The organism is Shewanella benthica KT99 (genome assembly GCF_000172075.1).
GTDB classification, from domain to species: domain Bacteria; phylum Pseudomonadota; class Gammaproteobacteria; order Enterobacterales; family Shewanellaceae; genus Shewanella; species Shewanella benthica_A.
This window is the reverse complement of record NZ_ABIC01000010.1, coordinates 63,705-90,299: the sequence shown is the minus strand read 5'-3', so window position 1 is coordinate 90,299 and position 26,595 is coordinate 63,705. Positions and strand designations below refer to the sequence as shown.

26 protein-coding genes, 2 pseudogenes and 1 riboswitch are annotated in these 26,595 nt (G+C 46.7%); of the genes and pseudogenes, 5 read left to right on the top strand and 23 right to left on the bottom strand.

What is annotated here, in order from left to right:
• Positions 1-44 precede the first annotated feature (44 nt).
• From KT99_RS06810 to moaA, 11 genes are all read right to left on the bottom strand, one after another.
• Positions 45-719: a TIGR01621 family pseudouridine synthase gene (locus KT99_RS06810; RefSeq protein ID WP_005498306.1), complete on the bottom strand. Its 675-nt coding sequence runs from the start codon at positions 717-719 to the stop codon at positions 45-47.
• A gap of 95 nt (positions 720-814) precedes the next feature.
• Entirely contained in the window at positions 815-2,071 is a 1,257-nt protein-coding gene (locus KT99_RS06805; RefSeq protein ID WP_198402000.1) for a sensor histidine kinase, read from the bottom strand.
• Positions 2,072-2,120: 49 nt separating this feature from the next.
• Positions 2,121-2,798 (bottom strand): response regulator transcription factor, encoded by a 678-nt coding sequence (locus tag KT99_RS06800; RefSeq protein ID WP_005498302.1) that lies wholly within the window; start codon positions 2,796-2,798, stop codon positions 2,121-2,123.
• A 9-nt stretch (positions 2,799-2,807) separates the two neighbouring features.
• Entirely contained in the window at positions 2,808-3,344 is a 537-nt protein-coding gene (locus KT99_RS06795) for a PepSY domain-containing protein (RefSeq protein WP_005498300.1), read from the bottom strand.
• Positions 3,345-3,545: 201 nt separating this feature from the next.
• Complete coding sequence (locus tag KT99_RS06790; protein ID WP_040571700.1) at positions 3,546-4,655, bottom strand: ABC transporter ATP-binding protein; 1,110 nt, start codon at positions 4,653-4,655, stop codon at positions 3,546-3,548.
• Positions 4,656-4,724: 69 nt separating this feature from the next.
• A complete protein-coding gene (gene modB / locus KT99_RS06785; protein ID WP_005498296.1) occupies positions 4,725-5,405 on the bottom strand; it encodes a molybdate ABC transporter permease subunit in 681 nt (226 codons plus the stop codon).
• A gap of 3 nt (positions 5,406-5,408) precedes the next feature.
• Complete coding sequence (gene modA / locus KT99_RS06780) at positions 5,409-6,272, bottom strand: molybdate ABC transporter substrate-binding protein (RefSeq protein ID WP_005498295.1); 864 nt, start codon at positions 6,270-6,272, stop codon at positions 5,409-5,411.
• Positions 6,273-6,331: 59 nt separating this feature from the next.
• Complete coding sequence (moaE, locus tag KT99_RS06775; RefSeq protein ID WP_005498293.1) at positions 6,332-6,799, bottom strand: molybdopterin synthase catalytic subunit MoaE; 468 nt, start codon at positions 6,797-6,799, stop codon at positions 6,332-6,334.
• Position 6,800: 1 nt separating this feature from the next.
• On the bottom strand, positions 6,801-7,052 hold the full coding sequence (moaD, locus tag KT99_RS06770; protein ID WP_005498291.1) for a molybdopterin synthase sulfur carrier subunit: 252 nt from the start codon (positions 7,050-7,052) through the stop codon (positions 6,801-6,803).
• A 29-nt stretch (positions 7,053-7,081) separates the two neighbouring features.
• Positions 7,082-7,558: a cyclic pyranopterin monophosphate synthase MoaC gene (gene moaC, locus KT99_RS06765; protein ID WP_005498290.1), complete on the bottom strand. Its 477-nt coding sequence runs from the start codon at positions 7,556-7,558 to the stop codon at positions 7,082-7,084.
• A gap of 209 nt (positions 7,559-7,767) precedes the next feature.
• Complete coding sequence (gene moaA, locus KT99_RS06760) at positions 7,768-8,748, bottom strand: GTP 3',8-cyclase MoaA (RefSeq protein WP_040571684.1); 981 nt, start codon at positions 8,746-8,748, stop codon at positions 7,768-7,770.
• Positions 8,736-8,869: riboswitch (molybdenum cofactor riboswitch) on the bottom strand. Its footprint overlaps the gene before it by 13 nt.
• A gap of 133 nt (positions 8,870-9,002) precedes the next feature.
• Between moaA and KT99_RS23525 the strand changes: the two are divergent.
• The 4 genes and pseudogenes from KT99_RS23525 to KT99_RS06740 all read left to right on the top strand — a co-directional run.
• A pseudogene (locus KT99_RS23525) lies at positions 9,003-9,239 on the top strand (transposase family protein); the annotation flags it as partial.
• 125 nt (positions 9,240-9,364) lie between these two features.
• Positions 9,365-9,559 (top strand): hypothetical protein, encoded by a 195-nt coding sequence (locus tag KT99_RS23520; protein WP_040571683.1) that lies wholly within the window; start codon positions 9,365-9,367, stop codon positions 9,557-9,559.
• Between the two features lie 118 nt (positions 9,560-9,677).
• Complete coding sequence (locus KT99_RS06745) at positions 9,678-11,327, top strand: electron transfer flavoprotein-ubiquinone oxidoreductase (RefSeq protein WP_005498283.1); 1,650 nt, start codon at positions 9,678-9,680, stop codon at positions 11,325-11,327.
• 306 nt (positions 11,328-11,633) lie between these two features.
• Positions 11,634-13,532, top strand: a complete 1,899-nt coding sequence (locus KT99_RS06740; RefSeq protein WP_005498282.1) for a methyl-accepting chemotaxis protein — start codon at positions 11,634-11,636, stop codon at positions 13,530-13,532.
• A gap of 60 nt (positions 13,533-13,592) precedes the next feature.
• Here the strand turns inward: KT99_RS06740 and KT99_RS20590 are convergent, their stop codons facing one another.
• The 5 genes and pseudogenes from KT99_RS20590 to KT99_RS06715 all read right to left on the bottom strand — a co-directional run bounded on the left by KT99_RS20590 (position 13,593) and on the right by KT99_RS06715 (position 16,335).
• Positions 13,593-13,736: a DUF4870 domain-containing protein gene (locus KT99_RS20590; RefSeq protein ID WP_005498280.1), complete on the bottom strand. Its 144-nt coding sequence runs from the start codon at positions 13,734-13,736 to the stop codon at positions 13,593-13,595.
• Between the two features lie 62 nt (positions 13,737-13,798).
• Positions 13,799-14,288, bottom strand: a pseudogene (locus tag KT99_RS06730) (3-alpha domain-containing protein).
• 332 nt (positions 14,289-14,620) lie between these two features.
• Positions 14,621-15,466, bottom strand: a complete 846-nt coding sequence (locus KT99_RS06725) for a PfkB family carbohydrate kinase (protein ID WP_040571682.1) — start codon at positions 15,464-15,466, stop codon at positions 14,621-14,623.
• Positions 15,467-15,577: 111 nt separating this feature from the next.
• Complete coding sequence (locus tag KT99_RS06720) at positions 15,578-15,769, bottom strand: hypothetical protein (protein ID WP_232504260.1); 192 nt, start codon at positions 15,767-15,769, stop codon at positions 15,578-15,580.
• 5 nt (positions 15,770-15,774) lie between these two features.
• Positions 15,775-16,335 carry a GNAT family N-acetyltransferase gene (locus KT99_RS06715; protein WP_005498272.1) on the bottom strand — a complete coding sequence of 187 codons (561 nt, stop codon included), beginning with the start codon at positions 16,333-16,335 and terminating at the stop codon, positions 15,775-15,777.
• A gap of 895 nt (positions 16,336-17,230) precedes the next feature.
• Here KT99_RS06715 and KT99_RS06710 point away from each other — a divergent pair.
• The gene (locus KT99_RS06710) at positions 17,231-17,416 is read left to right on the top strand and encodes a hypothetical protein (protein WP_005498270.1); all 186 of its coding nucleotides are present in this window, start codon (positions 17,231-17,233) and stop codon (positions 17,414-17,416) included.
• A 78-nt stretch (positions 17,417-17,494) separates the two neighbouring features.
• On the opposite strand, the gene KT99_RS06705 is transcribed toward KT99_RS06710, so the two are convergent.
• From KT99_RS06705 to fdh3B (KT99_RS06675), 7 genes are all read right to left on the bottom strand, one after another.
• Complete coding sequence (locus tag KT99_RS06705; RefSeq protein WP_005498269.1) at positions 17,495-18,832, bottom strand: coproporphyrinogen III oxidase family protein; 1,338 nt, start codon at positions 18,830-18,832, stop codon at positions 17,495-17,497.
• Positions 18,833-19,259: 427 nt separating this feature from the next.
• The gene (locus KT99_RS06700; RefSeq protein WP_005498267.1) at positions 19,260-20,246 is read right to left on the bottom strand and encodes a formate dehydrogenase subunit gamma; all 987 of its coding nucleotides are present in this window, start codon (positions 20,244-20,246) and stop codon (positions 19,260-19,262) included.
• 202 nt (positions 20,247-20,448) lie between these two features.
• Positions 20,449-21,018: a formate dehydrogenase FDH3 subunit beta gene (fdh3B, locus tag KT99_RS06695; RefSeq protein ID WP_040571680.1), complete on the bottom strand. Its 570-nt coding sequence runs from the start codon at positions 21,016-21,018 to the stop codon at positions 20,449-20,451.
• A gap of 18 nt (positions 21,019-21,036) precedes the next feature.
• Complete coding sequence (locus KT99_RS06690; protein ID WP_005498259.1) at positions 21,037-23,892, bottom strand: molybdopterin-dependent oxidoreductase; 2,856 nt, start codon at positions 23,890-23,892, stop codon at positions 21,037-21,039.
• 17 nt (positions 23,893-23,909) lie between these two features.
• Positions 23,910-24,107: a hypothetical protein gene (locus tag KT99_RS06685; protein ID WP_005498258.1), complete on the bottom strand. Its 198-nt coding sequence runs from the start codon at positions 24,105-24,107 to the stop codon at positions 23,910-23,912.
• Positions 24,108-24,904: 797 nt separating this feature from the next.
• Positions 24,905-25,930, bottom strand: a complete 1,026-nt coding sequence (locus KT99_RS06680; protein WP_005498257.1) for a formate dehydrogenase subunit gamma — start codon at positions 25,928-25,930, stop codon at positions 24,905-24,907.
• Between the two features lie 60 nt (positions 25,931-25,990).
• Positions 25,991-26,581, bottom strand: a complete 591-nt coding sequence (gene fdh3B, locus KT99_RS06675; protein WP_005498256.1) for a formate dehydrogenase FDH3 subunit beta — start codon at positions 26,579-26,581, stop codon at positions 25,991-25,993.
• Positions 26,582-26,595 lie beyond the last annotated feature (14 nt).

Here is a 26,595-nt window from a genome sequence, read left to right as displayed (position 1 = left end):
TAGAATGAAGAAGAGTATCCATGAAAAAATCTCCCTTAATAACATCATTTTCGTTTAGGCCAGCCTAACTTCTCAGGCTCAGACCATATTTGCAACTGCTTTATGGTATCCGCAGCGGTAAATTCCTCTCCTTGGGATGGATAATTCAAGTATCGATAGTCCTTAGCGCGAAAACTAAAACTTAAACTAAAAGCATGCAGATAACCTCTATCTGATTCTGCGCCGCCATAGAGTTTATCTCCTAAGATAGGGACTCCTATGCTGGCCAAGGCGACTCTAAGCTGGTGAGTTTTACCGCTTAGAGGCTTTAGCAGATACAAGCGTAGGCCTTCGGCCACAGACTGAGAGAAAAATTGCGTTAATGCCGGATTTTTTGTGGTGCGCAGCAGCTTGTACATGCTACGTCTGGATTTGGCCATATCGCCAACCACCCAGCCCTGTTTCTTCTTCGGTTTGCCTTTAGCTAAGGCAACATAGTATTTTTGTACCTTATGCTGGGTAAATAACTCGGTGAACTCGGCCGCAGCGCGACTGCTCTTAGCAAACAGGAGTAATCCCGAAGTCAGACTATCTAGCCTATGCACAGAGTAGAGCTTGATTGTCAGATCTTGCTCCAATCTTGCCATCACCCCGGCAGAGCCATCTTGGCTATGAAAATGAACATTGGCAGACTTAGTGATCACTAAGAAATCATCTTCATCGGCGACTATTTGATACATTGACTCGCACCCATTATTCTTTTCCATTACCTATCATTACCTTACTTCTAAACCAACCAGACTTAAGAGGCTTGTAGCTGTCACACGACTGGCACTTAAAAATTAATCCGCACCACTAGACCAGGCTGGTTATCGCTGAGCGTCACTTTCGCATTATGTCTGACGAGTATCGCTTTCACCAACGACAGACCTAGACCCGTGCCCTTATTATGTCGACTCGGATCGAGCCGCACCAAGCGTTCGAATACTTTGTCTTTTGCCTCGTCAGGAATTCCAGGACCATTATCACGGATCTGGATCTCTCTACCCGCTTGCACTATCTCTATGGTCGCACCATCGCCGGCATACTTGATCGCGTTATCCACCAGATTAAATAGTGCCTGAAACAGCAGATACTTATCCCCCGTCACCTTAATATCTTCACCCGTGGAGAGTAATAGCTTCTGTTGATTCAATTCGGCCATCGCCTCCGCCATCTCGAATAGGTCTTCACACATATCCTTGATACTCAGATCCTGTAGTTCCAAGGTCTGCTGGCCCTCTTCTATCCGTGTCAGAGATAACATTGCATCAAACGTCGCCAGACAGTGATCTAGCTCTTCGGTCAAGATGGCGCAGGCTTCGGGTAACTCCTGTGAGGTCTTGTCCGGAAGTTGTTCCAAACCTATCCTAAGATGAGAAAGTGGCGTCCTGAGATCGTGAGCTATGTTGTCAGTCGCGCCTCGAACTGCAGTGAGATTATTCTCCAGCGTATCGAGTACACCGTTAAATTTTCGTGCCAGCATATCGAACTCATCCTGGCGCCAACTCACAGGTAGACGTGTAGAGTACTCGCCTTTCTCAATCAAGCGACTCAGTCGGTTGTATTGCACTAACCTACGTAAAATAGCCTTAGAAAACAGATAACCTAGCGCTAAAGTAAGCACTATTGTCAACGTCAAGGCCGTGATAGCTGCATTGACGAAGCGCTCAATAAGAGTACCTAATTGGTCTGTTCGAGTCGCAATCAATACCGGTCCATAGCGAGTGATCACCAGGCCACCGGTCAAAATATGTAACTTATCCGGGCCACCGGTCAGTATGGGAAATTCACGGGTCTGAGGCAACAGCGGCATATCGTCGGGAATTAAGCTTAATGCACCCACGAGATCGAATGAGTTACGCCATACCACTAAGGCGGTATCGGGATCGGCAGTTTTAACTTGAATGCCGAAACTTCGGCGGTCTAGCGTCAGCGCCATCTGCTGATAACGCGCCTTTTCAGAGGCTAGATGTTGATCTGTTTGCAACTCCTGCTCATTCATTAATTGACGGTACATGCCAAATAGCAAGGTACCGATAATCAGAGTCACCAGAGCCGAAAAAATAATGGTAATGCGCCATGCACTACTCTGGTATGGCTTAATGCCCTTCACGGAGGCGATAACCGGCACCTCTGACGGTCTCGATCAATTCACCGAAACCCAGTTCTTCAAACTTACGTCTGAGCTTAGCGATGTGTACATCGATAACATTGGTGCGAGGATCGAAATGATAATCCCATACTGCTTCAAACAGTAAAGTACGGCTGACCACCTGGTTTGGGTGCTCCATCAAGTATTTGAGTAGCTGAAACTCCTTGGGTTGTAACATCAGCTCGCTACCATCTAGCGTCACCTTACGAGTTAGCAATTCCATCACCAGATTACCTACCGATAATTCGGTCTCGGCAGGCTGAGATAAGCCTCGCTGCATTAACTTCTCGGCTCGTACCAATAGCTCTGAGAAGGCAAACGGCTTAGTCATATAATCATCGCCACCGGCACGTAAACCTTTGACTCTCTCATCCACATGGCTGAGTGCAGACAGGATTAACACCGGAGTCTGGCTCCCAGTCGCCCTTAAGGCGGCCAGTAACTTGAGTCCATCGAGCTGGGGCAACATGCGATCCAAGATCACCAGATCATAATTCATGCTAGTGGCGAGCAGCAGACCTTGATGGCCATCACTGGCCGTTTCTATGTTGTGCCCCTGCTCAATAAATCCTTTAACCACATATTCGATTGTGGTCGTATCATCTTCAACGAGTAAAATTTTCATGGTAGTAACTTAGTTCCATTTAAGCAGAGGTAGGGGGCGTAGGGTCTTAATATCGAAGGCTAATTTACTCTTGCCATCGACATTGATAAGTTTCAACTCCAGATAACTGATGCCGAGATCATGATCCAGTTGTGCTTCGAGTATAAATGCTTGCTTGTCTTTCATGGCCTTAACCACCAAGGTGTAGAAAGTCAGTGATTTATCTTCCATCAAGTTAACGGCGATGAGTTCGTCACGATCGTCGGCCTCTAACCTTGCGACTTCCTGTGTCACCAGCCGTCCGTCCTTAGCCCTGAATTCAAATTCGGTGATGGTCTCGGCACTGGTCTCTATCATACTCAGCTCATAGATCAGCTCACCATTTACCACATCTATCTCAAACTCTGAGATGATGCCGGGATAATCTTGCTCAACTTGTAATAAAAATGCCTGCGGAGTGAGGTTCCCTTCATCGGAAAGTAGTTCAATAATCGACGCTTCTGCCCAAGCTGCTGCCGAAAAACCTGATGATGAAATGAGCACTAAACCAACTAACCAACGAGCCATGGCTCCTCCAGTAAAATCTACGATATTACTATCTTATCGTATTAAATCAAAAACAGTTAATTTCTTATACATGACTCGATCCCCTTTGAGTTAATGCCAATTTTAGGCGCATGACTATAAAGCCCAGATGGAATCAAGATTAATGTTTGATCATAAAGATAGGCGCTGGAACCTGTTTAGCTGTTATGAAAGATAACGAGCCTAAGCTGGCGCTAAGATATGAATGAGTTCTGACCTGAGTGCCACTGTGGTTTCTACGCCTTTAGCCAACTTAAGTTTCTGCGCAAGATAGAGAGGTACCTCGGCGTTGATCTGGTGGCGAACTCCTCTCACACTGGCGATGATCCTGACACTCTCCCCCATGGTCAACATAGACTCTATGGTGATATCCAGCTTATTGAAACTTTTGCACAGTCGGCCTTGCTTGATCGAATTGAATCTGACCCCCTGATTGGGAATGACCCAGCGCACCTTAGTGCCGATATCCAGATGTTCGAAATAGGTGCTGGCAATCAGATGCTCACCAAATTTAAGCCAAGTGATCTGTCGCTGCTCCTCTTGAGCAATAACACGGGCATCGAAGATATTACGTAGCCCCATCTGCTTGGCCACGGCTTCGTTGTGAGGGCGCACCAATACATCATGGGGCCGACCTTGTTGCAGCATCTTTCCCTGACTGATGAGGATCATCTTATCAGCCAACAACAGAGCCTCGTTAAGATCGTGAGTCACCATGATCACAGGAATAGCCAACTGCTCTTTTAATCTGGCCAGCTCTAAATAGAGGCGTTCACGGGTTTCCCTATCGACTGCAGAGAAAGGCTCATCGAGTAATAATACCGAAGGTTCACGGGCTAAAGCCCTCGCCAGAGCGACCCTCTGACGCTGACCACCCGATAGATTTGCTGGTAAACGATCCGGCAAACCATGCAAATTCACTCGTTCGAGCCATTTTTTAGCCCTGGGCTTACGTTCCGACTTGGGAATATGGTCCAGTGCGGCCACCACATTTTCCATAGCCGTTAAATTAGGAAACAGACCAAAATGCTGGGGCACATAGCCTAAATGACGCTGCTGTGGGGATAGACTTAGCTTTTTATCACTGTCATACCAGACTCGGTTTCCATAAAGTATCTCACCCGATTCAGGCTGATTGAGACCGGCAATCATACGTAGCAAGGTAGACTTGCCGCCGCCGGAAGGGCCGACAACCGCCAACATTTCACCCGCCTTACAGGTAAATTCAGCATCTAGCTTGATATGTTTTTCTTGCTTGATACGACAATAAAGGTCGGCAATATCTTGCACTATACCCGCTCCCTTATCTGCTCGAGCACACATAAGATCAATTCAGTATCTAGGATGATATGACGATATAGATCAACTATGTCTTGAGCCATGTGCTCTCCCCAACCTTCTCGACATGCTTGTCGTCAGCGCAAGCACTGTGATGGCAAATAGCAGCAGCACTAAGGACATCTGCCCGGCGCTGGCAAAGTCGAATGCCTGCACACTGTCGTAAATAGAGATAGCCACGGTCTTCGTCTCACCAGCAATATTACCGCCCATCATCAAGACCACACCAAATTCACCCAAGACATGGGAGAAACACAGCACCAGTGCAGTCAATACTCCTGGCCACACCAGAGGCAGTTCTATTTTGAAGAGTATTTTTAAGGGACTCATGCCACAACAGGCCGCGGCATCGCGAACCTCTTGGGGGACTGATTCGAAGGCGCGTTGGATCGGCTGAATGGCGAAGGGGATATTGACGATAATCGAGGCAACCACCAGACCAGAAAAGTGGAATACCAGTTGTTGACCTAAAACCTGCTCCAGGAAACGCCCAAGCCAGGACTGGCTGCCCAAGCCCACCAGCAGGTAATAACCTATCACAGTCGGTGGCAACACCAGGGGCACCATGATCAAGGCTTCGACCCAAGATTTACCAATAAAGTGATGATAGGCCAGAAAACGACTCGCCAAGATAGCAAAGGGGATCAAGATAATAACGGTAACGCAGCTTAGTTTTATCGATAACCAGAGGGCTTGCCAATCCATAGACTAGTTACCTGTCTCTGGTTGAAACGGTTCTGCTTCAACTGGCTTAGATTCAACTGGCTTAGATTCAGCAGACTCAGATGCATCCAGAACTGGCAAACCGAATCCAAAGTCACTGAATATCTGCCGGGCACTGTCAGACTGAAGGTACAGATAAAATGCTTTAGCGGTGTCTCCCGCTTTCTTGGTCAATATCATGCGCTGAGTAAGGGGAGTGTGTAACTCTTCGGGGATAACTCTATAGTGTCCCATGGCCTGAAACTGCGGGGCGATAGCCAGAGACAAGGCGATAAGTCCCCCTTGAGTTGAGCCACTCACGGTAAACAGTGCAGCCTGGGAGGCATTCTCCCCGTAGATAAGCTTAGACTTAAGGCTATCCCATAGCCCTAGTCTCTGGAGAACTTCTCGGGCACGCTCGCCGTAGGGAGCATGATCCGGATTTGCGATGACAAATCTCTGCAACTTACCGGCTTTTAGCAGGGATTTTAATCCCTCTAATTCAGGGTCGAGTTCCAGTGGGGAGTATTTAGGTGCGGCGATAGCGAGTCGGCCCACCGCATAGAGGGTGCCTTCACCTAAACTGGCATCGTACTTCTGTAGCTGATGAATATACTTCTCATCGGCAGAGAGGAATAATTGGAAAGGGGCACCGTGCCTGATCTGGGCGACGAAATTTCCCGAAGAACCGTAGGAAACATTGACCTTACGACCCGTATCTTGGGTAAACTGGTTAGCTATCTCATCGAGGGCAAACTTGATATTCGATGCCGCGGCGATCGGCGGGACATCGTCACTCCTGGCCGGTACAGATACCAAACTAGACGCTAACACCACACATACAGATACTAGCTTAAACCAGTGCTTCATTGCCTTTCCTTACTTTGGTTGACTACAAGTGAGGGTCAAATTATTCTTTATCCCTTAAGTTACTGTTTTTCCCACATATTGGCAGCTTGATCGTCGGCATCTTTAGCCTCGACCCAGTTTGCGCCCTTGTCGCCCGCCTCAAGCTTCCAGAAAGGCGCCTTAGTCTTAAGGAAATCGATCAGAAATTCGCAGGCGGCAAACGCCGCTTTTCGGTGCGCACTGGTGACACCAATAAAGACTATCTGCTCACCCAAGGCCATAGTGCCGACGCGGTGAATGATGGTGACATTATTCAGCGGCCAACGCTCACGAGCCTCTAGAGCTATTTGATTAAGCACCGCTTCGGTCATGCCAGGATAGTGTTCTAAGGTCAGGTCGCTCACCGTGCTGCCATCGTTAAAGTCACGCACCTTACCGACGAAAGTCACTACGGCGCCATCACTATTATCACCTGCGATCAGCGCATATTCATCGGACACACTAAAATCTTCGGTCTGAACTCTGACTGCGTTTAACTCAGTTGCCACATTAACCTCCGGTCACAGGAGGAAAGAAGGCAACCTCATCGCCGTCTTCAACTGGCGTATCCCAGCTACTGATAGTCTGATTGACCGCGACCAATAACTTATCTGCGGCTAATACTTTAGCCCATTTATCGTCTTTTTCGGCAAGCTGTGCACGCAGGCCTGCGGCAGTCACAGTCGACTCACTGGCTTCGACGGCAAGTTTACTCTGACCTAATAGCTCACGAACCTGAGCAAAAAAAAGTACGTTTATCATCTTTAATATACCTTCAAAAACTGAGCGACTTAAACCTTAAAATGACCCGACTTACCGCCACGCTTTTCTAGCAAACGTGTCTGGGATATCACCATATCTTTCTGTACTGCTTTGCACATATCATAGATGGTCAGAGCCGCCACAGATACCGCCGTTAAGGCCTCCATCTCGACACCGGTTTTACCCGATAACTTACAAAGACTGGTAATACGTACCCGGCTAAATTCTGGCTGAGCCTCGAGTTCTACTTCCACTTTGGTCAACATCAGCGGATGACAAAGAGGAATAAGATCCGCTGTCTTCTTCGCCGCCTGAATGCCTGCAATACGTGCGGTGGCGAACACATCACCCTTGTGATGACTGCCGCTTATGATCATCTCCAGCGTCTCGGGCGCCATCTCTATATAGGCCTCGGCTCTCGCTTCTCTTTCAGTGACCGCTTTATCTGTCACATCAACCATATGGGCATTGCCATCGGCATTGATATGGGTAAATTCACTGCTCATTAGATTTAACCTTAATTTATTCGGCAATTACTTTTCATATGCATCACAGAATTAATACCATTCCATGCCTTGCCTTGCCTTGCCTTGCATATGACTATTATTTGATAATCACTTAAAAAATGAATGTGGAAATTATATTTGAGGCCTGACACTCAGTATTACCGGACATGATACGTCAGCTAATACCCCAGCCAGGCTGCAACAGAGGATTAGCCACCTATGGAGGCTAAGTGTTGAGTCACACCGGTAATGCCATCGTGAAGGGAATGAGTCTCCTTCTTAGCGGCTAGCTGGCCATGGAGTCGCTCGACCAGCTCAGCCCTTTGATCTTGATGCTGTAACAGGTCTCTAAGATCGACACCGTTTTCGGTAAACAGACATAAGTGCAGCTTACCTTTTGCCGATACTCTCAAACGATTACAGCTGGCGCAGAAGTGATTATCGTAGGGCATGATCAAGCCGATGCGTCCCTTATGGTCGTCACGACTGAAGTTTTGCGCGGGGCCATCATCTACCGCCGGTGTATCTAAGCTCCAGCCATCTTCAACCAAAGAGGCTCTGATATCGGCTCCGGCAAGATGGTGTGCCTTGAAATAATCACGACCTAAACCTGTCTCCATCAATTCGATGAAACGCAGATCTATGGGCGTGTTTTTAATCCAATGCAGAAACCTCGGCAGATCTTTATCGTTTAATCCCTTGAGTAATACCGCATTGATTTTTACCCGTTCGAAACCGGCTTCGAGAGCCGCATCGACACCTCGCATCACCTCATCAAACTTATTTTGACCCGTGATCTGATAAAACATACGGGGATCTAGGCTGTCTATCGACACATTGATGCGTCTTAAACCGGCGTCATACCACTCTTTGGCATTCTTTTCCAAACGATAGCCATTGGTTGTGGTTGCGATTGTCTTTATCTTGTCGTTATCGGCAACCACGCGAATGATATCGGTGAAGTCTTTACGCATAGTGGGCTCACCACCTGTGATGCGGATCTTTTGCGTGCCGACTTCAGAGAATGCGCCGACCAGATTTTCTATTTCATTGAGTCCAAGAAACTGAGCACGACCGTCGGGACGGTAGCCATCGGGGAGGCAATATGTGCATTTGAAATTGCAAACGTCGGTCACCGACAGCCGCAAATAGTGAAACCTTCGACCAAATTTGTCTTGTAGTTGAGACATGATCACCTTTCCTAGTTGGGGAGGTGTGATCATTTCTTTTCACACCCCGGTGGCGTTATTGCCACGGCTTAGCGTCCGTATCTGATGACGTAGGACAAGAAGCTCGGAGAACCGTCAGTGCATAATTATAGGCTTGTTTGTCTTCATTCCCTAGTTTTTAAAGTGCATTTCTTGCTCAGGATCACGGCAAGATCATTATAAATTGAACTTTATGCTCAAGTAGCGATCAGATCACCAAATACTCTTTTTTGGTGATGTTAATGACTGCTACTTTTTTAAAACATTTTGATTCGATTGCGGATCCCCGTATTGAGCGTTGTAAAAAACATAACTTATTAGAGATTATTTTACTCGCTATAAGTGCGGTTATGTCAGGCTCTGAAGGATGGGAAGACATTGAAAACTTTGGACATCTAAAGCTTGATTGGCTTCGTCAGTATCGTCCTTTTAAAGCAGGTATTCCTCGGCATGACACTATTGCCCGTGTTATCTGCCGATTAAAAGCGGATGAAATAGAGATAGCAAAGCTAATCGTTAAGCAAAAGGCTGATTATATTCTAGCGCTTAAAGGTCATCATTCTGGTCTACAGGGTGAATTAGAAGCTTGGTGGCACAAGTGCTGGTTAATAAAAGTTGGTTAAATAATAAATATCAGTGGGTTGGCTTAAAAAGCATTATCAAAGTGACATCAGACGTACATGAAAAAACGACAGGTAAAGCGACCACTGAAACACGTTGGTACATTAGCTCATTAGATTTAAATGCAGAGCAGGCGCTAACAATCTGTGACAGTGCTCACGCCTCTCATTGAATCCGAGTAGACTTAAATCACTGTTTATTCCCTGTGCCATTAGGTGAATTTAATGTAAGGTGGAGTTAACGATTAAAACACCCGTTTAACGGGGAAAAGTGACCTATGAGGTGAAGTGATGGAACGCGAATCGATGGAATTCGATGTCGTCATTGTTGGAGCCGGCCCGGCCGGTTTAGCTACGGCATGTCGACTGATGCAGATATCCCATGACAGTGGCAACGAGCTTACTGTTTGTGTTGTAGAGAAAGGCTCCGAAGTCGGTGCTCATATTCTTTCGGGAGCGGTATTCGAACCCAAGGTTCTTGGGGAACTATTCAGTGACTGGAAGGAAAAAGACGCGCCACTCCATACCCAGGTCACTGACGACGAAATCTACCTGTTGAGTTCAGATCAGCACGCTCGTCTGGTGCCTAACTCCCTCGTACCTAAAACCATGCACAACGATGGCAACTACATCATTAGTGTCGGCAACCTCTCCCGCTGGCTAGCCGAACGCGCCGAAGAGTTAGGCGTCGAGATATTTCCAGGCTTCCCCGCCAGTGAACTCCTGTTCAATGAAGACAGCAGTGTCAAAGGCATCATAATCGGCGACATGGGCGTCGGCGCCGATGGTAAACCCAAAGACAGTTATGAGCCTGGCATGGAGTTACATGCTAAATACACCATATTCAGCGAAGGTTGCCATGGTCACTTAGGTAAGCAATTGATCGAAAAGTATCATCTGGATAATGGTAAGACACCACAGCACTACGGACTGGGCTTCAAGGAGATCTGGAAGGTACCCAGTGAACAACATGAGCTAGGAAAAGTGGTTCATACCGGTGGCTGGCCTCTCACCGAAGGCGCATCCGGCGGTGGCTTCCTCTACCATTTAGAGGATAACCAAGTTGCCGTGGGCCTGATCGTTGACCTCAACTATAAAAATCCGCACCTGAGTCCTTTCGATGAGTTTCAGCGTTATAAGAAACATCCTGTGATAGCCAAGTATCTTCAAGGCGGTGAGCGCATATCTTATGGCGCTCGAGCCATCACTAAGGGCGGGTTAAACTCACTGCCTAAGATGACCTTCCCCGGTGGCCTCATCATAGGCTGTAACGCTGGAACCCTGAACTTCGCCAAGATTAAGGGCACCCACACGGCGATGAAGAGCGGCATGCTAGCGGCCGAAACTATAGCCCATGCCTTACAAGCTGGCGTCGAAGGCGGTAAAGATCTCGATTGTTATAACGAACGTTTCAACAAGAGCTGGCTGCAGGCCGAACTATACAGCTCCCGCAATTTCGGCCCAGCTATGCACAAGTTCGGTACTTATCTAGGGGGGGCGTTTAACTTTATCGACCAAAACTGGTTTGGCGGTAAGTTCCCTATCACTTTAAGAGATGAGCAACCCGACTACGCACAGATGGCGGAAGTTGGTGCCTATAAGAAGATAGATTATCCTAAGCCAGATGGAAAACTCAGCTTCGATAAGCTGTCATCGGTTTACCTGTCTAATACCTTCCATGAGGAAGATCAGCTGTGTCATCTTCGTCTCAAAGATGAACGAATTCCTGTAGACATCAACCTGGTGAAATACGACGAACCAGCCCAGCGCTACTGCCCCGCTGGCGTCTATGAGATCGTCGAGGAGGAAGGTGAGAGCAAGTTCGTCATCAACGGACAAAACTGCATTCATTGCAAGACCTGTGATATCAAGGATCCAAGCCAGAATATCACTTGGGTTACCCCTGAGGGCGGTGGTGGTCCGAACTACCCTAATATGTAGTCCCGCTTAAACAAGCGACTCAAAAACGCGCCCATTAATGGCGCGTTTTTGGTAAAGATTGTAAAAAACAGGTTGCATAGAAGCTAAAAATAACCATAATATCAATTCCTAATAAAAGCGTTATCTAAATAGTCAAACGCTAAGTTTCTATCTTAAACTCATATCCTACAAAACAAATCTAATCTAATCTAATCTAATCGAGCAAGCTTATGCTCAGTTTTAGGTCCTCGGGTCACAAACCTAATGGGATTGATGCGATAGCTTTCGCTTCAATCTCAGACTAGTTGCGAAAAAAAGAAACTAAATATGCTTACTATCAAACAGAAGATATTACTGACGGTCACGTTAGCCGTGCTGTTATCCACCATACTCGTTGGTGTGCTGAGTCAACGCAGCGCTAAACAAGTCATAGAACAACGCATGTTGACCTCCGAACTGCCAAACATGATGCTGCAGATCCGCAATAAGGTTGAGCTGGATATCTCCACCTTGATGAATGCCGCCGAGCAGCTAGCCAACAGCCCTATGCTGATTCAATGGCTGGAAAATGATAGACCCGAGGCAGAAGAGGCTCTAGTAGTCAATCAGCTGAAGCAGATCACCCGCCAGTATGATCTCGCACAGGCCTCCTTCGCCGACAGGGATACAGGCGCCTACTACACCCAAGACGGTTTCCTGAGAGAGCTAACTCCAGGTCAAGACGCCTGGTTCTTCGATTATAAGAACAGCGGTCAAGAGCGTATGCTCAACGTGTTCACCGAAGCCAATGGCGAGGTAAAGCTATTTATTAATTACCAGCAGCCTTACGGACGTAGTTTAGTCGGACTGGCCAAATCACTGGACGATATGGTTAGCCTGCTCAGTTCATTCAAGATTGAAAAGAGCGGCTTCGTCTATCTGGTCGACGCTAAGGGCGAGGTGAAACTGCATCCGAATACTCGCCATATCGGTAAAAAAATGAGTGGCATATACAATAATCAAGCGAACAAGCTACTCAACCGCGATGAATTTAGTCTGACTAAAATTGAGCAAGATGGTCAAACCATCTTGGTCGCCAGCAGCTATATCCCCTCAATGGACTGGTATTTGATTGCCCAGGTGCCACAAGACGAAGTCTTCGCCATGCTCGAAGAGTCAGCCTACCAGATCCTGATCTGGAGCCTGCTCATCTCTATCATACTCATCTCTCTGGCAGCCTTAGTCGCTAGCTCAATAAGCCAGCCAATAGCTAAAGTCGCTAGCATGCTACAGGATATCGGTGAAGGTGAAGGCGATCTGCGCCAGCGCCTCCCCGTTAAGGGTAATGATGAACTGGCTCAATTAGCCATAGGCTTCAACAGCTTCATCAGCAAAATTCAAGCATCGATTATCGAAGTCGGGGAAACCAGCGAGCAGCTGAGTCAATCGGCAAAAGATGTCGCCAATCAGGCACAGCAAACTCTGACCGATAGCCAGCTGCAAAAAGATCAGACCATGATGGTGGTTACCGCCATCAACGAGATGGGTGCCACAGTCAATGAGATCGCCGGCAATGCGGCCCTGGCCGCCGATACTGCCAGGAATGCCGACGCTCAGTCTAATACAGGCCAAGAAGTGGTGACCCGCGCTCGTGATACCATCAATCTTCTTTCAGATGACGTTGAACAAGTTGGTGAAGTCATCGAGTCCCTGGCCACACACACTAAGTCTATCGAAAGTATTCTAGATGTTATCCGTGCTGTTTCCGAGCAAACCAACTTGTTGGCACTCAATGCAGCCATCGAGGCCGCAAGGGCCGGTGAAGCGGGTCGAGGTTTTGCCGTTGTAGCCGATGAGGTAAGAAATCTCGCTTCCCGCACGGCAACTTCGACGAATGAGGTGCAGATCATGATTGATACATTACAGACAGAAGCGACTCGTGCTGTTGATGCCATGACCCAGAGCCGAGCTCGCTCCATAGAAGGTGTCGCCGCCGTCGACGAGGCCAGCCAGTCACTGACAGGCATAAGCGAGCAGATAGGGCATATTACCGATATGAATATTCAAGTGGCGGCGGCAACGGAAGAGCAATCTACGGTAGTGGAAGATATCAATCGTAATGTCACCGAGATCAACGAGATCACTCAGAGAACATCCGATACCGCCCATGCGGCGGCACAAGCGAGCCAATCTTTGAATCAGTTGGCGAGCCGATTAGATACGTTAGTGGCTGGATTTAAGGTTTAGGAAGACTTGAGTTCCTAGGTTCTAGAACCTAGGAACTTGGCTTTTAATAGTTGAACTCACTTATATTCGTGGTTTTATGAAGGTGATCGACAAGGGATACTTATAACTGATCCCTTCACTGGCCTTCATGGCCGCAATAATCGTTAGCACGATATCCACTATCGCCAGCAGTCCAATCAGAATGAAACCAATACCGACAAACATCACATTAATAACACGTTTCTGACTGACATAATGAGTCTAACTACTTACACTAGTCTCATAGACTACACAGGGCCGAAGAGACGCATCTGCCAATTTTCAATTTTTTGCTTGTCTAATCGTCTATGTAAGCTATTAACCCAAGTAGCGGCAAGACCTTCACAGCTGGCCAGACGATCATAGCTTTGGGCATCGAATTCACTAGCAAAATAGATTTTCATCGCATCTCGCACACTGATATCGGTGCGGCGCTCTTGCAAATAGACACTGGCATCTTGGGTGATCTCGCCGGCGTTAACGACACGATAAAACCAGCCATCATGTCCCAGCGACGATACTGACCATAATGCCCCGGGGAAAATGATGCAGTACCCTGTCTAAGCCGCCATGATGCTTAGGATCGGCCTGAGCATCACCTATGATGCGATCGATTTCGACCCATAGCGAGGCTGAAGACTTTTTATGGGATATGCCACTGAAGACCCCCGTGGCATCACTCACCTCTTCACCCAGATAGAGACCAGACAAACGTTTAACCAGCAATTTTGCCGACATCCAAGTGATCCTTTATATCGAATAGTAAATTCAGTAGGCTAATACAAATCTGAACCAGAGGCTATCGACATCTTGCCCAGCTACCGAGATAACACCACGCGATCCCTGCCACACCCTTTGGCCTGATAGAGGGCCAAGCAGATGGAAGATAAAAAAATGCCCTGCTGGGGAGCAGGGCAAAGCACATAATAAAAACGAATAACAAGTGGAAGAGTCACTCTATGGGCTTAGGATATAACGACAAGGTTACAGGCAGATGGCGAAGAGATGAGAGATTTATGACAAGCTCCTAGGACCTAGATGCTAGTTCCTAGGAAAAATATAGGTCACATTCAAGCATTCAATTCAAGATATGCCTTTAATGTTTCCCCAGGGATTGAACTTTGCGTCGCCACGGCAAATGCCGCCCACTGAGCTCCCTCTTTCATGGCATCTATGATGGTGAGTCCAGTTGTCATGCCATGAATCAGACCCGATGCATAGGCATCACCTGCTCCTGTAGTATCGACAACGTTAGAGGTCATCGCTGCTACATGCGTGCTGTCATTTCCTGAGTAAAGTATTGCCCCATCCCCACCGTCGGTAACGATAAAATATTTTAGGGAGTCTCCAGCTATGCTCAAGCCATATTTCCAGGGAGTGAGGTCACTTCGCTCTGCCATATCTGTCTTAGAGGCGATCAAGATATGACAAGGCCTGAGCCGGTCATCTTTCGCCAGCTGGGCAAAGACTAAACTATGGTTCAAGGCAGTTTTAGCCCAACTCACCACGCCTTCGGCAGATGAGTTAAAATACACAGCATCCCACTGTGACCATACAGGTGGTGCGGGTAATTCGAAAATGGGTCTCTGTGGTCTGATGATGGTGCGCTCGCCATCCGGCGTCATCACCAATAACATCTCATTGCTGGCTTCATCGTGTCTTTGGATAAGATGACAGTCGATGCCTTGAGTACTCGCCTCCGCCAGTAACCAATCGCCAATTTTATCTCGTCCCACCTGACTAACCAGGGCGACTCTATGGTGCGCCCAGACTAAGCCTAAGCCAGTATTGGCACCTCCTCCTCCCAGTCTTTGCCCCCCATCCTGATAATGAAAACGCCCACCAGTCTGTAGAGGCTTATCCAGCTGTAGGATACGGTCACAGTTCAAATTCGCAATTAGAAGAATATTGGCCATTAACAGGCTCGCAATAGAGATGTCATAAAATGATGGTAAGGGATTTTTCCGATCTAGCCAACTCTGATTCAATTAACTTATACCGATTGGTATTAGGTTATAGATCAAAATCTATTTAATAATATACATGCCTTCACTCTCACCACTCAGGTAAATATGAACGCCATACAGGCTGCGAGGCAGACCTTTCACCACGGCCTCTTTCGGCCTGGGTGTCAGCCCTGAGATGAGCCTTAACCTGATAAAATCATCTACGGGTGCGACTTCTTCAATAGTGGATAAATTAGCAACTAGCTCAGGCATAGGCATTAACCAACAAGGGATCTCCATTCTGAAGCTAGCATGGCATATTGAAATTCACTGCCCCAAGCCCCCTTAAAAAACACATTCTCGATAAAATGGGCTTCTCGTCTAAAGCCCACTATCTCTAACAGCAACCAGGATGGGACATTTTCGACATCGGTAGTCGCTATAACTCTATGGAACTTCAGCTGAGTAAACAGATATGTTAGCAGACCAAGTACAGCTTCAGATGCAAACCCTTGTCCCTGAAAATCAGGCGCAAAGGTAAAGCCTATCTCTATCTGATTATCATCGATAAAATGGACCGCTAGATCGCCCAACAACTGGTTTTCATCAAGGTTTTGGGGCATTTTTGTAGTGATAGCCAACTGAAACCAGTGGCCTACCTCACCAAATGGCACCCTTTGCATTTTTTCGAACAGAGACAGAGCATCCTGGTAGCTATATTCACTCCAACTCTGATACTTAGCCACATCGGGCAAGGCTCTGTAGCCGGCGAAAGATTGCAGATCATTTAGCTCAAACTCACGGCAGATAATACGCTCAGTCTGAAATAGAATTTTCATATTTATCATCTCCAAAGATTTACCGGAAAGAGATTAATCATGACTGGCAATCACTCCCTTTAGGAGCCTCGCCAAAGAGTGGCATCATTAGTACATGCCAAACTACCTGAAACTAAGATATTTTCAACAGTTCCCAGAGCTTTTCACCGACTAATACCATTCCATATAAGTATCTGGTCAGTTCAGAGGCTCTCAGTTTTTTTAATTCAAGGCACATTGATGAGGAAATGGTTATTCCCTTTTAAGTCAATGTAACGCAGAAGTGGAAACACTGAGAGCCTCACGCAGTGCGGCTGATGTTTAAAGTAAAGGGCAAAGCCCTTTATGCTACGTTGAATGTTTTCGATATACGACTGCATGGTCTATTTTGTTCCATACAAAATAAGACATTTCCCTGACCCATAGGGATATGGGAAATGTCTTGAAAGCGTATGGAACGCTTAAGACCATGGAGGTCAGATGCAGGAGGTACGAGCCCATGGACGGGTGAAGGTAGAATAATGCAGGAGCAATTATCGAGAGCAACGCAGGAGCTTGTTGCCGAGAATAACTATTAGCTTCAAAGATTCGCCTTGCCTACAGTGCTTTGAACTCCCGCTGAATGATCAGATACTTACTCGGAATGGTATAATACCAATCGATATAAAACCATCATATATATTAGCAATGACTTTAATTAGCTTGTCTCGATGTAAGAGATCTCTCAAACCCATGTCAGAGATAGCTAATAAATCAGGGCAGCAAAAACCAGAAACCTAACTAACACATTGTTTTATCTAATTAAAAACAATATTTCATCTGTGTTAAATGAAAATAGTTATCTCATCCCGCATTTACCAAAGAAGTAATTTCGTAAAATAGATTCAGACCATGGATAGAATTTTAGGATTATTGAATGGAATCAATAATTAATTTTGAAGAGATCTTAGATCTTGTCGGTAGCCCCGAAAATAGGCTTAAACGTTATCGAGCCTGCCTCTATGAGTTCGACCAGCTCCAATATGATGACCCCTTCATCAAACAGATCCGCTTAGAGCTAGCTCATCTTGAAGAGCAGGTCAAAACACTTGCCAAAATATAAAGGCACTGGGCAGTGCTCAAAACAAAAAAAGGCTGAAGTAAAACTTCAACCTTTGAATGCATCTTCATGTGGCACAAATTACATATCACATGCCTTGAGCGGCTTACGTAGTTGAGCGCGCACATTGTCCATACCCGAATAAAACTCTTTCATCATCAACAGGCCCATCATCTTGCCGTTATCCGTAATAATTAGGTTATCCGGATCATTGGGATCATTCTTGATTGCGCCGATCATTTTCATCGAGGTCATCTCTTTAAACAGCGCGGTATCAAGATTTACCCCAAAAGTCTCACGGAAATATTTACGCGATAAACGACCAGAGAACATGCCTAATAAGAAGCGATATTGCATCACGTCTTTCTTGCTGTAGTTCTTTTGCTGCTCGACGCTCATGCGCCCAGCGGCAATATTTTCATGATATTTACGCAATGAGAAGTTATTCACATACAAGGTATCATCTAAGAAACTAAACGATCCTGAGCCAACACCTAAGTACTCATCATAATCTATGACATATTCATCGAAACCTTCGTCGTTAGCCTTACCGAAGGCCCATGAAGAGAGCTGAGTATATTGTCCATTTAGACTATTTAAGATCTGACGATATTGACGTGCCATATCTCCCTGAGATGCAGCCAGTTTACCTTTGACACTCTTGCGGGTCTGGTGCGTGATCATCAAGGGGTAAGTGGTGATCTGACGGGGATCCAATTTAGCGGCCATATCCAGATCATACTGGATAATTTCATCGGTCTGGCCTCTAAAACCAAAAATAAGGTCGACGTTAATAATGGGGAACAGCTCTTTAGCCGCCATGATCTTATCGAACGTCTGCTGACCTGAGCCAAACTTCTCGATGCGGTCAGTCATAGTAAGAATATCATCGTTAAAACTCTGCACCCCGATGGACATACGATCCACCAGCCCCTCTAATTGCTTAAAGCCAGGGCTATCTAGATGCTGAGGATCGGACTCACAAGAGACCTCCTTGATACTCGGAAACAGCTTCTTAGCATGTTCGATAGTACGGGCAAGCTCGTCTTCAAGCACAGTTGTCGTGCCGCCACCGATATACATGGACTCGAAATCATAGCCAAGCGCCTTAACCATATCCATCTCTTTACGCAGGGAGATAAAGTAAGCGCGAGCCTTATCTTCCTTAAACAGGAAACGATGGAAGGTGCAAAATGAGCAGAGCGTATGACAGAAAGGAATATGGGCATAGAGCATGTATTTCTTGCCCTCTATCGGAGCAGGCATCATGTCGGCAGAATGAGTATCGAGTCTCAGATTTTTATCCACATAGAACTGCATCACTCGCTCCATAGCACCGAGCATCCAATTGGGGACGGTAATATCGGCCTGGTAAGGCTTAATAATTTCACTGTGACTTGGCTGAATAATTGAAGACATAAAATTCCTAACTGCTAGATCTCAAAGAACAAGGTCCGTGATGAATCGAGGCGAAAAAGAGGCACGCATGCTATTTACTCGCACAAAAGTACCACTTAAGTTATAGGGAAAACGTGAACTGGTTATAAGTTATGGCAGCAAAGGATACAATCAGTTGGCTTTTGTTAAGCCAGTCATGTTTTAGCCCTTACTCAATAAAGCACTAGTAGTTAATAGGGAAGTTAATCAGCTCTAATAGCATCGGGGTCAAAACACTGCAATTTAGCTTCAAGTCATGAGCCAGTTATACTCGTAGCTCGCAGCTTACCAGCACACATAAAAAAACACCCCACCAGCTACCTGACGGGGTGTTTTTAATAAGTTCCTAAGACCTAGAGCCTAGGAACTCGTAGCTCGTAGCTCGACACTCGCGTCTCTTAGCTAAAGCTTAATCCTTATACTTCAGCGTGCCATTTTCTTTAATCTCATCGAACCAAAGATTATGGTGCTGTGTCGCCCAAGTCTCGTCACAATAGCCGGACTTCATACACTCCATACCACCTTCAGACATAACGGTAGCCATAAAGATATGCACGATAGAGAAAGCCGTGATAATAATGGCGCTGACCGAGTGCAGTACCAATGCAATCAGACTCAGGTTACGGCTAGGCTCGAACAAGTTCGGGAATAGCATTAACATGCCAGAAGCCGAGATCAGCAGTCCAAATAAAGCAAAAGCCCAGAACCACAGCTTCTCACCGGCATTAGCAAAGCCAGCATCCGGGTGCTTGCCCTTGAATGGACCGAAGTTGATATATCCACCCACCACCAGCATCCACTTGATGTCATACATCTTAGGCAGCTGATTCTTAGCCCATAATGTGATCATCAACGCCCAGCCTAGCATGAAAGGAATCGCCATAAAGTCATGTATTTGCTTGGCAGCATAAACAAAACCAGACCACATACTCTCAGGCATATAAGGTTGGAAGAAGAAACGACCCGCCAGTAACGACAGACCCGTCAAAATCAGTAGCAGACATGGAATAGCGCCAAGCCAATGAATGGATACATCCAATTTAGACCAGCGGTAAACCAACTTACCAGAGAATCCACCGTGAAGCTTAGAGATGCCGTTCACCTTGATAAACAAGATAAAAACGATGATCATGCCAAATAGCGCCGCCATCAAAGCTGGCGCAAGAAGATCACTACGTAGCTCTAACACGCGTAGATCATAGGTATTGATAGCTTGATTGTGAAACTGACCCTGTGAGGTTGTCTCACCAGTTGCCCCAGCCTTCAATTGAGACCAAATCTGGCCCTCTGTCGCAACAGGCTGCTGAGCGGCCTGTGAAGAACCAGCTTGAGCTAAACCGATAGCACTAAACATAAGTACCAAGCTTAAGCCTATCTGTTTGAACAATTTGTTCATATTACATCCTTATCTTCCACACCAAAGCCAAAAAACGGCTTTGATTTGAAGTGGTGCTACAAGCAATATTCTTATCTATCCTCCCCACTATGAAGCAGCTAGACAGATAAACTTGAAAGTTAATGACTAGCCACCAAAAACTGTGGATAGTCATTAAATCGCACCACGCAGTGGCACCTAATATATCGGCGTAGCCGAGATATTAGCCCCAGATTGCATTTTTAGAGCCACGGTATGCAACACGCTCACGGAAGATAGATGAGATAATCTCAGCATCACCCGCCAGTAACGACTTAGTCGCACATAGCTCGGCACACATAGGTAGTTTGCCTTCAGCAATACGGTTTGAGCCGTACTTCTGACGCTCTGCATCTGAATGGTTCTCTTCAGGACCACCGGCACAGAAAGTACACTTATCCATCTTGCCACGAGTACCAAAGGCGCCCTTCTTAGGGAACTGAGGTGCACCGAATGGACAAGCATAGAGGCAGTAACCACAACCGATACAAGTATCCTTGTTGTGCAGCGTTAAACCATCTTCAGTCTGGTAGAAGCAGTTTGCCGGGCAAACAGCCATACAAGGCGCATCTGTACAATGCATACATGCTACCGAGATAGAGGCTTCACCAGGCATACCATCATTGATGGTAATAACACGACGACGTTGAATACCCCATTCTAGAGCCGAGTCGTTTTCGTTCTTACAAGCTGTGACACAACCGTTACACTCGATGCAGCGCTTGGTATCACACAAAAATTTCATTGTAGCCATAATGGCAATTCTCCTAGCTTACGCTTTCACAATCTGGCAAAGCGATGCCTTGGTTTCCTGCATCTGAGTCACAGGGTCATAACCATAAGTCAGTGCAGTGTTCGCAGACTCACCAATAACATAAGGAACCGTTCCTTCCGGGTAGTTAGCTGCCAGGCTTTCACCGTGCATCACACCCGCGAAGTGGTAAGGCATCCAAGTCACACCCGGCATAATACGAGGCGTTACCATAGCTTGGATCTTAATGCGACCCCCCTCGGCACCCTCTAACCAGACGGTATCACCGTTACGGATACCACGATCGGCAGCGTCGGCAGGACTTATCTCAACAAACATCTCCTGCTGAAGCTCGGCAAGCCATGGATTACAACGAGACTCTTCACCACCGCCTTCATACTCAACCAGACGACCCGAGGTCAATGCTAGTGGGTACTTAGCCGCAGAATCTTTCTCTTGGATAGACTTATACAGAGTCGGCAGACGATGAACCTGCATATCATCATAAGTAGGATATTTAGACACAAGATCACGACGCGGCGTATAAAGCGGCTCACGGTGAACCGGCGCCTGATCAGGGAAGGTCCAGACGATACAACGCGCCTTCGCATTACCGTAAGGAATACAACCATGCTTCATTGCCACACGTTGAATACCACCGGAAATATCAGTCTTCCAGTTCTTGCCATCGGCTTCGGCTTTCTCGGTCGCCGTTAGATCATTCCACCAGCCCAACTGCTTAAGCATCTGGGAGGTAAACTCTGGGTAACCATCGGTGAGCTCACTACCTTTAGAGAAACTGCCTTCGGCAAGTAGGTTCTTACCCTTGTACTCAACACCGAAGCGGGCGCGGAAGTTACCGCCGCCATCGAGCACATGCTTGTTTGTGTTATACAGGATCTGAGTACCTGGGTGCTTCTGCTCAGGTGTGCCCCAACATGGCCAAGGTAGGCCGTAGGTCTCACCCTTAGCCGGTCCACCAACCGCTTCAAGTGTCTTGTTGCTGAAGGTACCCCAGTTTTGGGTGTGTAACTTCAGACGCTCAGGGCTCTGACCCGTCATACCGATAGTCCACATACCGCGGTTAATTTCGCGAGTAATGTCTTCGATCACCAAAACATCATTGGCATCTTTGGCGATACGTTTAGTGAACTGTTCGGCGAAGCCTAGCTTCTGAGACAGGCGATACATGATCTCAAGATCGGTTTTAGACTCGAACAAGGGATCAATAACTTTTTCACGCCACTGCTGGCTACGACTCGAGTTAGACACTGAACCTTCAGTCTCAAACTGAGTACATGCAGGTAGCAGGTAAACGCCATTCTTACGACGGTGCATAACACCAGCCATAGTCGGGAACGGATCCACAACGACAACGGTGTCCATCTTGTCCAATGCATCACGAACATCACGCTGACGGGTCTCGGTGTTAACCGATTGCCCCCAGAAGAAGGCCATGCGAATGCGATCTTTCTGCGCTAATGCTTCTGGCGTCTCGAGGACACCGTCATGCCAACGAGAACAAGGAATACCCGGCGTATTCATCGGCACGCGACCTAGATATTCGTTCTGATCGAAACGAGACTTAACCCAATCGAAGTCAAGGTCCCATACATGAGACCAGTGCTTCCATGAGCCCGTCTTAAGACCGTAGTAACCAGGTAGCGTATCGAACAACAGACCTAAATCGGTCGCGCCCTGTACGTTATCGTGACCACGGAAGATGTTAGTACCGCCACCCTTAACGCCCATGTTACCTAGGGCAAGTTGCAGGATACAGTAAGCACGAGTGTTAGCATTACCCACGTGATGCTGAGTACCACCCATACACCAGATAACGGTGCCAGGACGGTTATCAGCCATAAGCTTAGCCGCTTGATACACATCTGCTTCGCTTACACCTGTGACGTGTTCAACTTCTTTAGGTGGGAATTTCTTCGCTTCTTTGCGAATCGTTTCCATCTCGAAAACACGCTGTTCGATAAAGGTCTTATCTTCCCAGCCATTTTCAAAGATATGCCAAAGCATACCGTAGATGAAGGGAATATCGGTACCAGGACGAAGTGCACAGTGCAGATCGGCGTGAGCCGCGGTACGTGAGAAACGTGGATCGACAACAATAAGCTTTGCGTTGTTCTTCTCTTTCGCGATCAGGATATGCTGCATGGCAACGGGATGCGCTTCGGCCGGGTTAGCCCCGATGAAGAAGATGGCGTTGGCATTCTGAATGTCGTTGAAAGAGTTAGTTTGCGCACCGTAGCCCCAAGTGTTTGCAACACCGGCTACCGTGGTAGAGTGACAGATTCGAGCCGAGTGATCGACGTTGTTGGTGCCCCACATAGCCGCAAATTTACGGTACATGTAGCAGCCTTCATTAGAGAACTTAGCACTACCCATGAAATAAAGTGAATCAGGACCTGACTCTTTACGAATCTCCAGCATCTTGTCACCAACTTCATTAAAAGCTTGATCCCAAGAGATTTTCTTCCACTTGCCATCGACAAGCTTCATCGGGTATTTGAGACGCTTCTCACCATGACCGTGTTCACGCAGCGCAGCACCTTTAGCACAATGGCCACCGGCGTTGAATGGATGATCGAACGCAGGTTCTTGACCTGTCCAGACACCATTTTGAACTTCAGCATATAGACCACAACCTACCGCACAAGCAGTACATATAGTGCGCTTGATCTCGATTGGTGCATCATGTGGGACATCTTTGGCTTCTGCACGACGCATCATGCCAGTGCCCAAAAGTGAAGCCGCTGCAATACCACCAGAGGTGATACCTGCATGCTTCATAAACTGACGACGGCTAATGCCTAGAGTCTTCTTCTCGACTTTAGCTGCCTCGTTAGATTTGCGAGTTAACTGCATACCTAAAACTCTCCTAATTAGCTTCTCAAGCTATTGTAATAACTACGAATGTGCGTAGTTTCATGATAGCCATTCGCACTTTTTGTGCCTAGATTACTCTCTGTTGCTTGAGCGGCACTTATACCTGTGGCGGCAAGGGCGACCGTCGCCGTACCACCCACTGTGAGTGCTTTCAGCAAAGATCTGCGGTTCAGATCAGGCTGTTGCTTGTTCATTGTTACTCCTGGAAAGGAATCGTTAAGTATTAAGAATGCTTATCCTCATATTTAATGCCGAGCGAATATTAACCACTCGTTAGTTAAGCGGTCTTTCTCAGCACGATTTTTATTGTAAAAAGCATTCAATAAATTTCATGGACAATATAAGCAAGTTTTACCGAGAGAATATTGATCTGAAGCTGATAAGGATCGCTATTAAGCCCAGCCATTTTCTAAAGTGTTAACTCAATCATGTTTTGCAATTTATTTTAATTTTATTACGTCAATCTATGGCAATGAGCGAAATAAAATTATTACTTGTATGTACAAGCAATAGACTGATACTTAAGGGGAATTATAATTGGGAATGGTTTTCATTTAGACTTAAAAAGTTCCTAGGACCTAGGTTCTAGTTCCTAGGAACATCGACCTTAGAAGGTGTATTCTAACGTACCGTTTTCTTTAATCTCGTCGTACCAAAAATTGTGGTGTCGTCACCTCTTAAGAGTGCCCAATTCTCATTGATGCGTCAGCATCACCAGCCAAAAACCAAATAAAAACGCCTCGACTGGGGCTTTTTATAAAGTTCCTAGGGCCTAGGTTCAGTTCCTAGGATCTTTGACCTTAATCTTTATATTCTAAAGTACCGTTTTCTTTGATCTCGTCGTACCAAAGATTGTGGTGTCGTCACTTGTTAATAGTGCCCAGTTCTCATTGATGCGTCAGCATCACCAGCCTAAAACTAAATAAAAACGCCCCGACTGTAACCAGTCGAGACGCTTGCTCTTTTAAGACTTATAACTTACAGCTTAAAACTAGTCTTTGTACTCTAACGTACCATTCTCTTTGATCTCGTCGTACCAAAGATTGTGGTGTTGCACTGCCCAATTCTCATCACAGTAACCAGACTTCATACAATCGATGCCACCTTCACTCAATACCGTCGCCATCCAGATATGCACGATAGTAAAGGCGATGATGATGATCGCGCTGCTTGCATGTATCAGTAATGCCGCCATAGAGGCTTCGCGGGGAAGCTCAAGACCTGGCAGGACTAACATGATGCCAGACACACAGATGAACAGACCGAATATAGTCAATGTCCAAAACCACATCTTCTCACCGGCGTTGGCAAAGCCACTGTCAGGGTGCTTGCCCTTGAATGGCCCGAAGTTGATGTAACCACCAACAACCAGGAACCATTTAAGGTCGTACATCTTAAATGTCTGCATCGGCATCCATTTTACGACGCACAAGACCCAAGCGGCCATGAAAATCGGACCCACCCAATCATGTATCGTCTTGCCGACCAAGATAACCGCGGCCCATATTCCATCGCTCACATATGGCTGCAGAAAATGTTTACCCAACATGATGATAAGACCGGTTAAGATCAATCCTAAACATGAGATCGCCATCATCCAGTGTAATATCAGATCTGCTTTAGACCAACGCAGTACCATCTTGCCAGAGAAGCCATTGCTTAATTTAGAAGGCCCATTAACAAAATAAAATACCAAGAAGGCAGCAAAAACGCCTAATACTGCCACAGCCATCGCAGGTGTCAGGTACTCATTCTTAATGATCGTACCTTGATTACCGACGACATTAATCAACACATTCGCTTCGACACCTTGCGCCGTGGTAAAACCTGAATCACCAGCTTTAACCGCGCGCCATAGATCCGCATCACTGGTTTTAGCGTTAGCCATCTGTTGACTTGTTTGACCGTCGGCTGCAGATACAGTCGCGCTCATACCTAAACCCGTCACTAACACACTCGTTAATACCAGAGGAAAAACCAGTACAGAAAATAACCTACCTAGTGATTTAAAATTCATAGTCACTCCTTTATAGGACTAATAATTGGGCTGTGAAAATCACTCACAGCCCAATTGGTCCTACGCGCCAGTCTGAGGGGTATAGCCCCAGATTGCACCAGGATTACCACGTGCAGCGATACGATCTCTATAGATACTCGATACGATTCCAGCATCACCGGCAAGCAGAGCCTTAGTCGCACAAAGCTCGGCACACATAGGTAACTTGCCTTCGGCGATACGGTTTGAACCATACTTCTGACGCTCCGCATCTGAATGAGTCTCTTCCGGGCCACCGGCGCAGAATGTACACTTATCCATCTTGCCACGACTACCAAATGCCGTCTTTTGAGGGAACTGAGGCGCCCCAAATGGACATGCATACAAGCAATAGCCACAACCGATACAAGTATCCTTGTTATGCAGCACTATGCCGTCTTCGGTACGGTAGAAACAATCGGCCGGACAGACTGCCTGACAAGGCGCATCGGTACAGTGCATACATGCCACCGAGATCGAAGCTTCACCCGGCTCACCATCGTTAATTGTCACTACACGGCGACGTTGAATTCCCCACTCGAGAGCGGAATCGTTTTCGTTCTTACAAGCTGTGACGCAACCGTTACACTCGATGCAGCGTTTGGTGTCACACAAAAATTTCATGACTGCCATGTTGGCTATCTCCT

What these genes read in the sequence shown, in the direction of transcription:
- KT99_RS06810 (WP_005498306.1), bottom strand. Translation starts at nt 719, where the DNA reads ATGTATCAAATAGTCGCCGATGAAGATGATTTCTTAGTGATCACTAAG.
- KT99_RS06800 (WP_005498302.1), bottom strand. Translation starts at nt 2,798, where the DNA reads ATGAAAATTTTACTCGTTGAAGATGATACGACCACAATCGAATATGTG.
- KT99_RS06795 (WP_005498300.1), bottom strand. Translation starts at nt 3,344, where the DNA reads ATGGCTCGTTGGTTAGTTGGTTTAGTGCTCATTTCATCATCAGGTTTT.
- modB (WP_005498296.1), bottom strand. Translation starts at nt 5,405, where the DNA reads ATGGATTGGCAAGCCCTCTGGTTATCGATAAAACTAAGCTGCGTTACC.
- modA (WP_005498295.1), bottom strand. Translation starts at nt 6,272, where the DNA reads ATGAAGCACTGGTTTAAGCTAGTATCTGTATGTGTGGTGTTAGCGTCT.
- moaD (WP_005498291.1), bottom strand. Translation starts at nt 7,052, where the DNA reads ATGATAAACGTACTTTTTTTTGCTCAGGTTCGTGAGCTATTAGGTCAG.
- moaC (WP_005498290.1), bottom strand. Translation starts at nt 7,558, where the DNA reads ATGAGCAGTGAATTTACCCATATCAATGCCGATGGCAATGCCCATATG.
- moaA (WP_040571684.1), bottom strand. Translation starts at nt 8,748, where the DNA reads ATGTCTCAACTACAAGACAAATTTGGTCGAAGGTTTCACTATTTGCGG.
- KT99_RS06745 (WP_005498283.1), top strand. Translation starts at nt 9,678, where the DNA reads ATGGAACGCGAATCGATGGAATTCGATGTCGTCATTGTTGGAGCCGGC.
- KT99_RS06740 (WP_005498282.1), top strand. Translation starts at nt 11,634, where the DNA reads ATGCTTACTATCAAACAGAAGATATTACTGACGGTCACGTTAGCCGTG.
- KT99_RS20590 (WP_005498280.1), bottom strand. Translation starts at nt 13,736, where the DNA reads ATGTTTGTCGGTATTGGTTTCATTCTGATTGGACTGCTGGCGATAGTG.
- KT99_RS06725 (WP_040571682.1), bottom strand. Translation starts at nt 15,466, where the DNA reads ATGGCCAATATTCTTCTAATTGCGAATTTGAACTGTGACCGTATCCTA.
- KT99_RS06720 (WP_232504260.1), bottom strand. Translation starts at nt 15,769, where the DNA reads ATGCCTGAGCTAGTTGCTAATTTATCCACTATTGAAGAAGTCGCACCC.
- KT99_RS06715 (WP_005498272.1), bottom strand. Translation starts at nt 16,335, where the DNA reads ATGAAAATTCTATTTCAGACTGAGCGTATTATCTGCCGTGAGTTTGAG.
- KT99_RS06710 (WP_005498270.1), top strand. Translation starts at nt 17,231, where the DNA reads ATGGAATCAATAATTAATTTTGAAGAGATCTTAGATCTTGTCGGTAGC.
- KT99_RS06705 (WP_005498269.1), bottom strand. Translation starts at nt 18,832, where the DNA reads ATGTCTTCAATTATTCAGCCAAGTCACAGTGAAATTATTAAGCCTTAC.
- KT99_RS06700 (WP_005498267.1), bottom strand. Translation starts at nt 20,246, where the DNA reads ATGAACAAATTGTTCAAACAGATAGGCTTAAGCTTGGTACTTATGTTT.
- fdh3B (WP_040571680.1), bottom strand. Translation starts at nt 21,018, where the DNA reads ATGGCTACAATGAAATTTTTGTGTGATACCAAGCGCTGCATCGAGTGT.
- KT99_RS06690 (WP_005498259.1), bottom strand. Translation starts at nt 23,892, where the DNA reads ATGCAGTTAACTCGCAAATCTAACGAGGCAGCTAAAGTCGAGAAGAAG.
- KT99_RS06685 (WP_005498258.1), bottom strand. Translation starts at nt 24,107, where the DNA reads ATGAACAAGCAACAGCCTGATCTGAACCGCAGATCTTTGCTGAAAGCA.
- KT99_RS06680 (WP_005498257.1), bottom strand. Translation starts at nt 25,930, where the DNA reads ATGAATTTTAAATCACTAGGTAGGTTATTTTCTGTACTGGTTTTTCCT.
- fdh3B (WP_005498256.1), bottom strand. Translation starts at nt 26,581, where the DNA reads ATGGCAGTCATGAAATTTTTGTGTGACACCAAACGCTGCATCGAGTGT.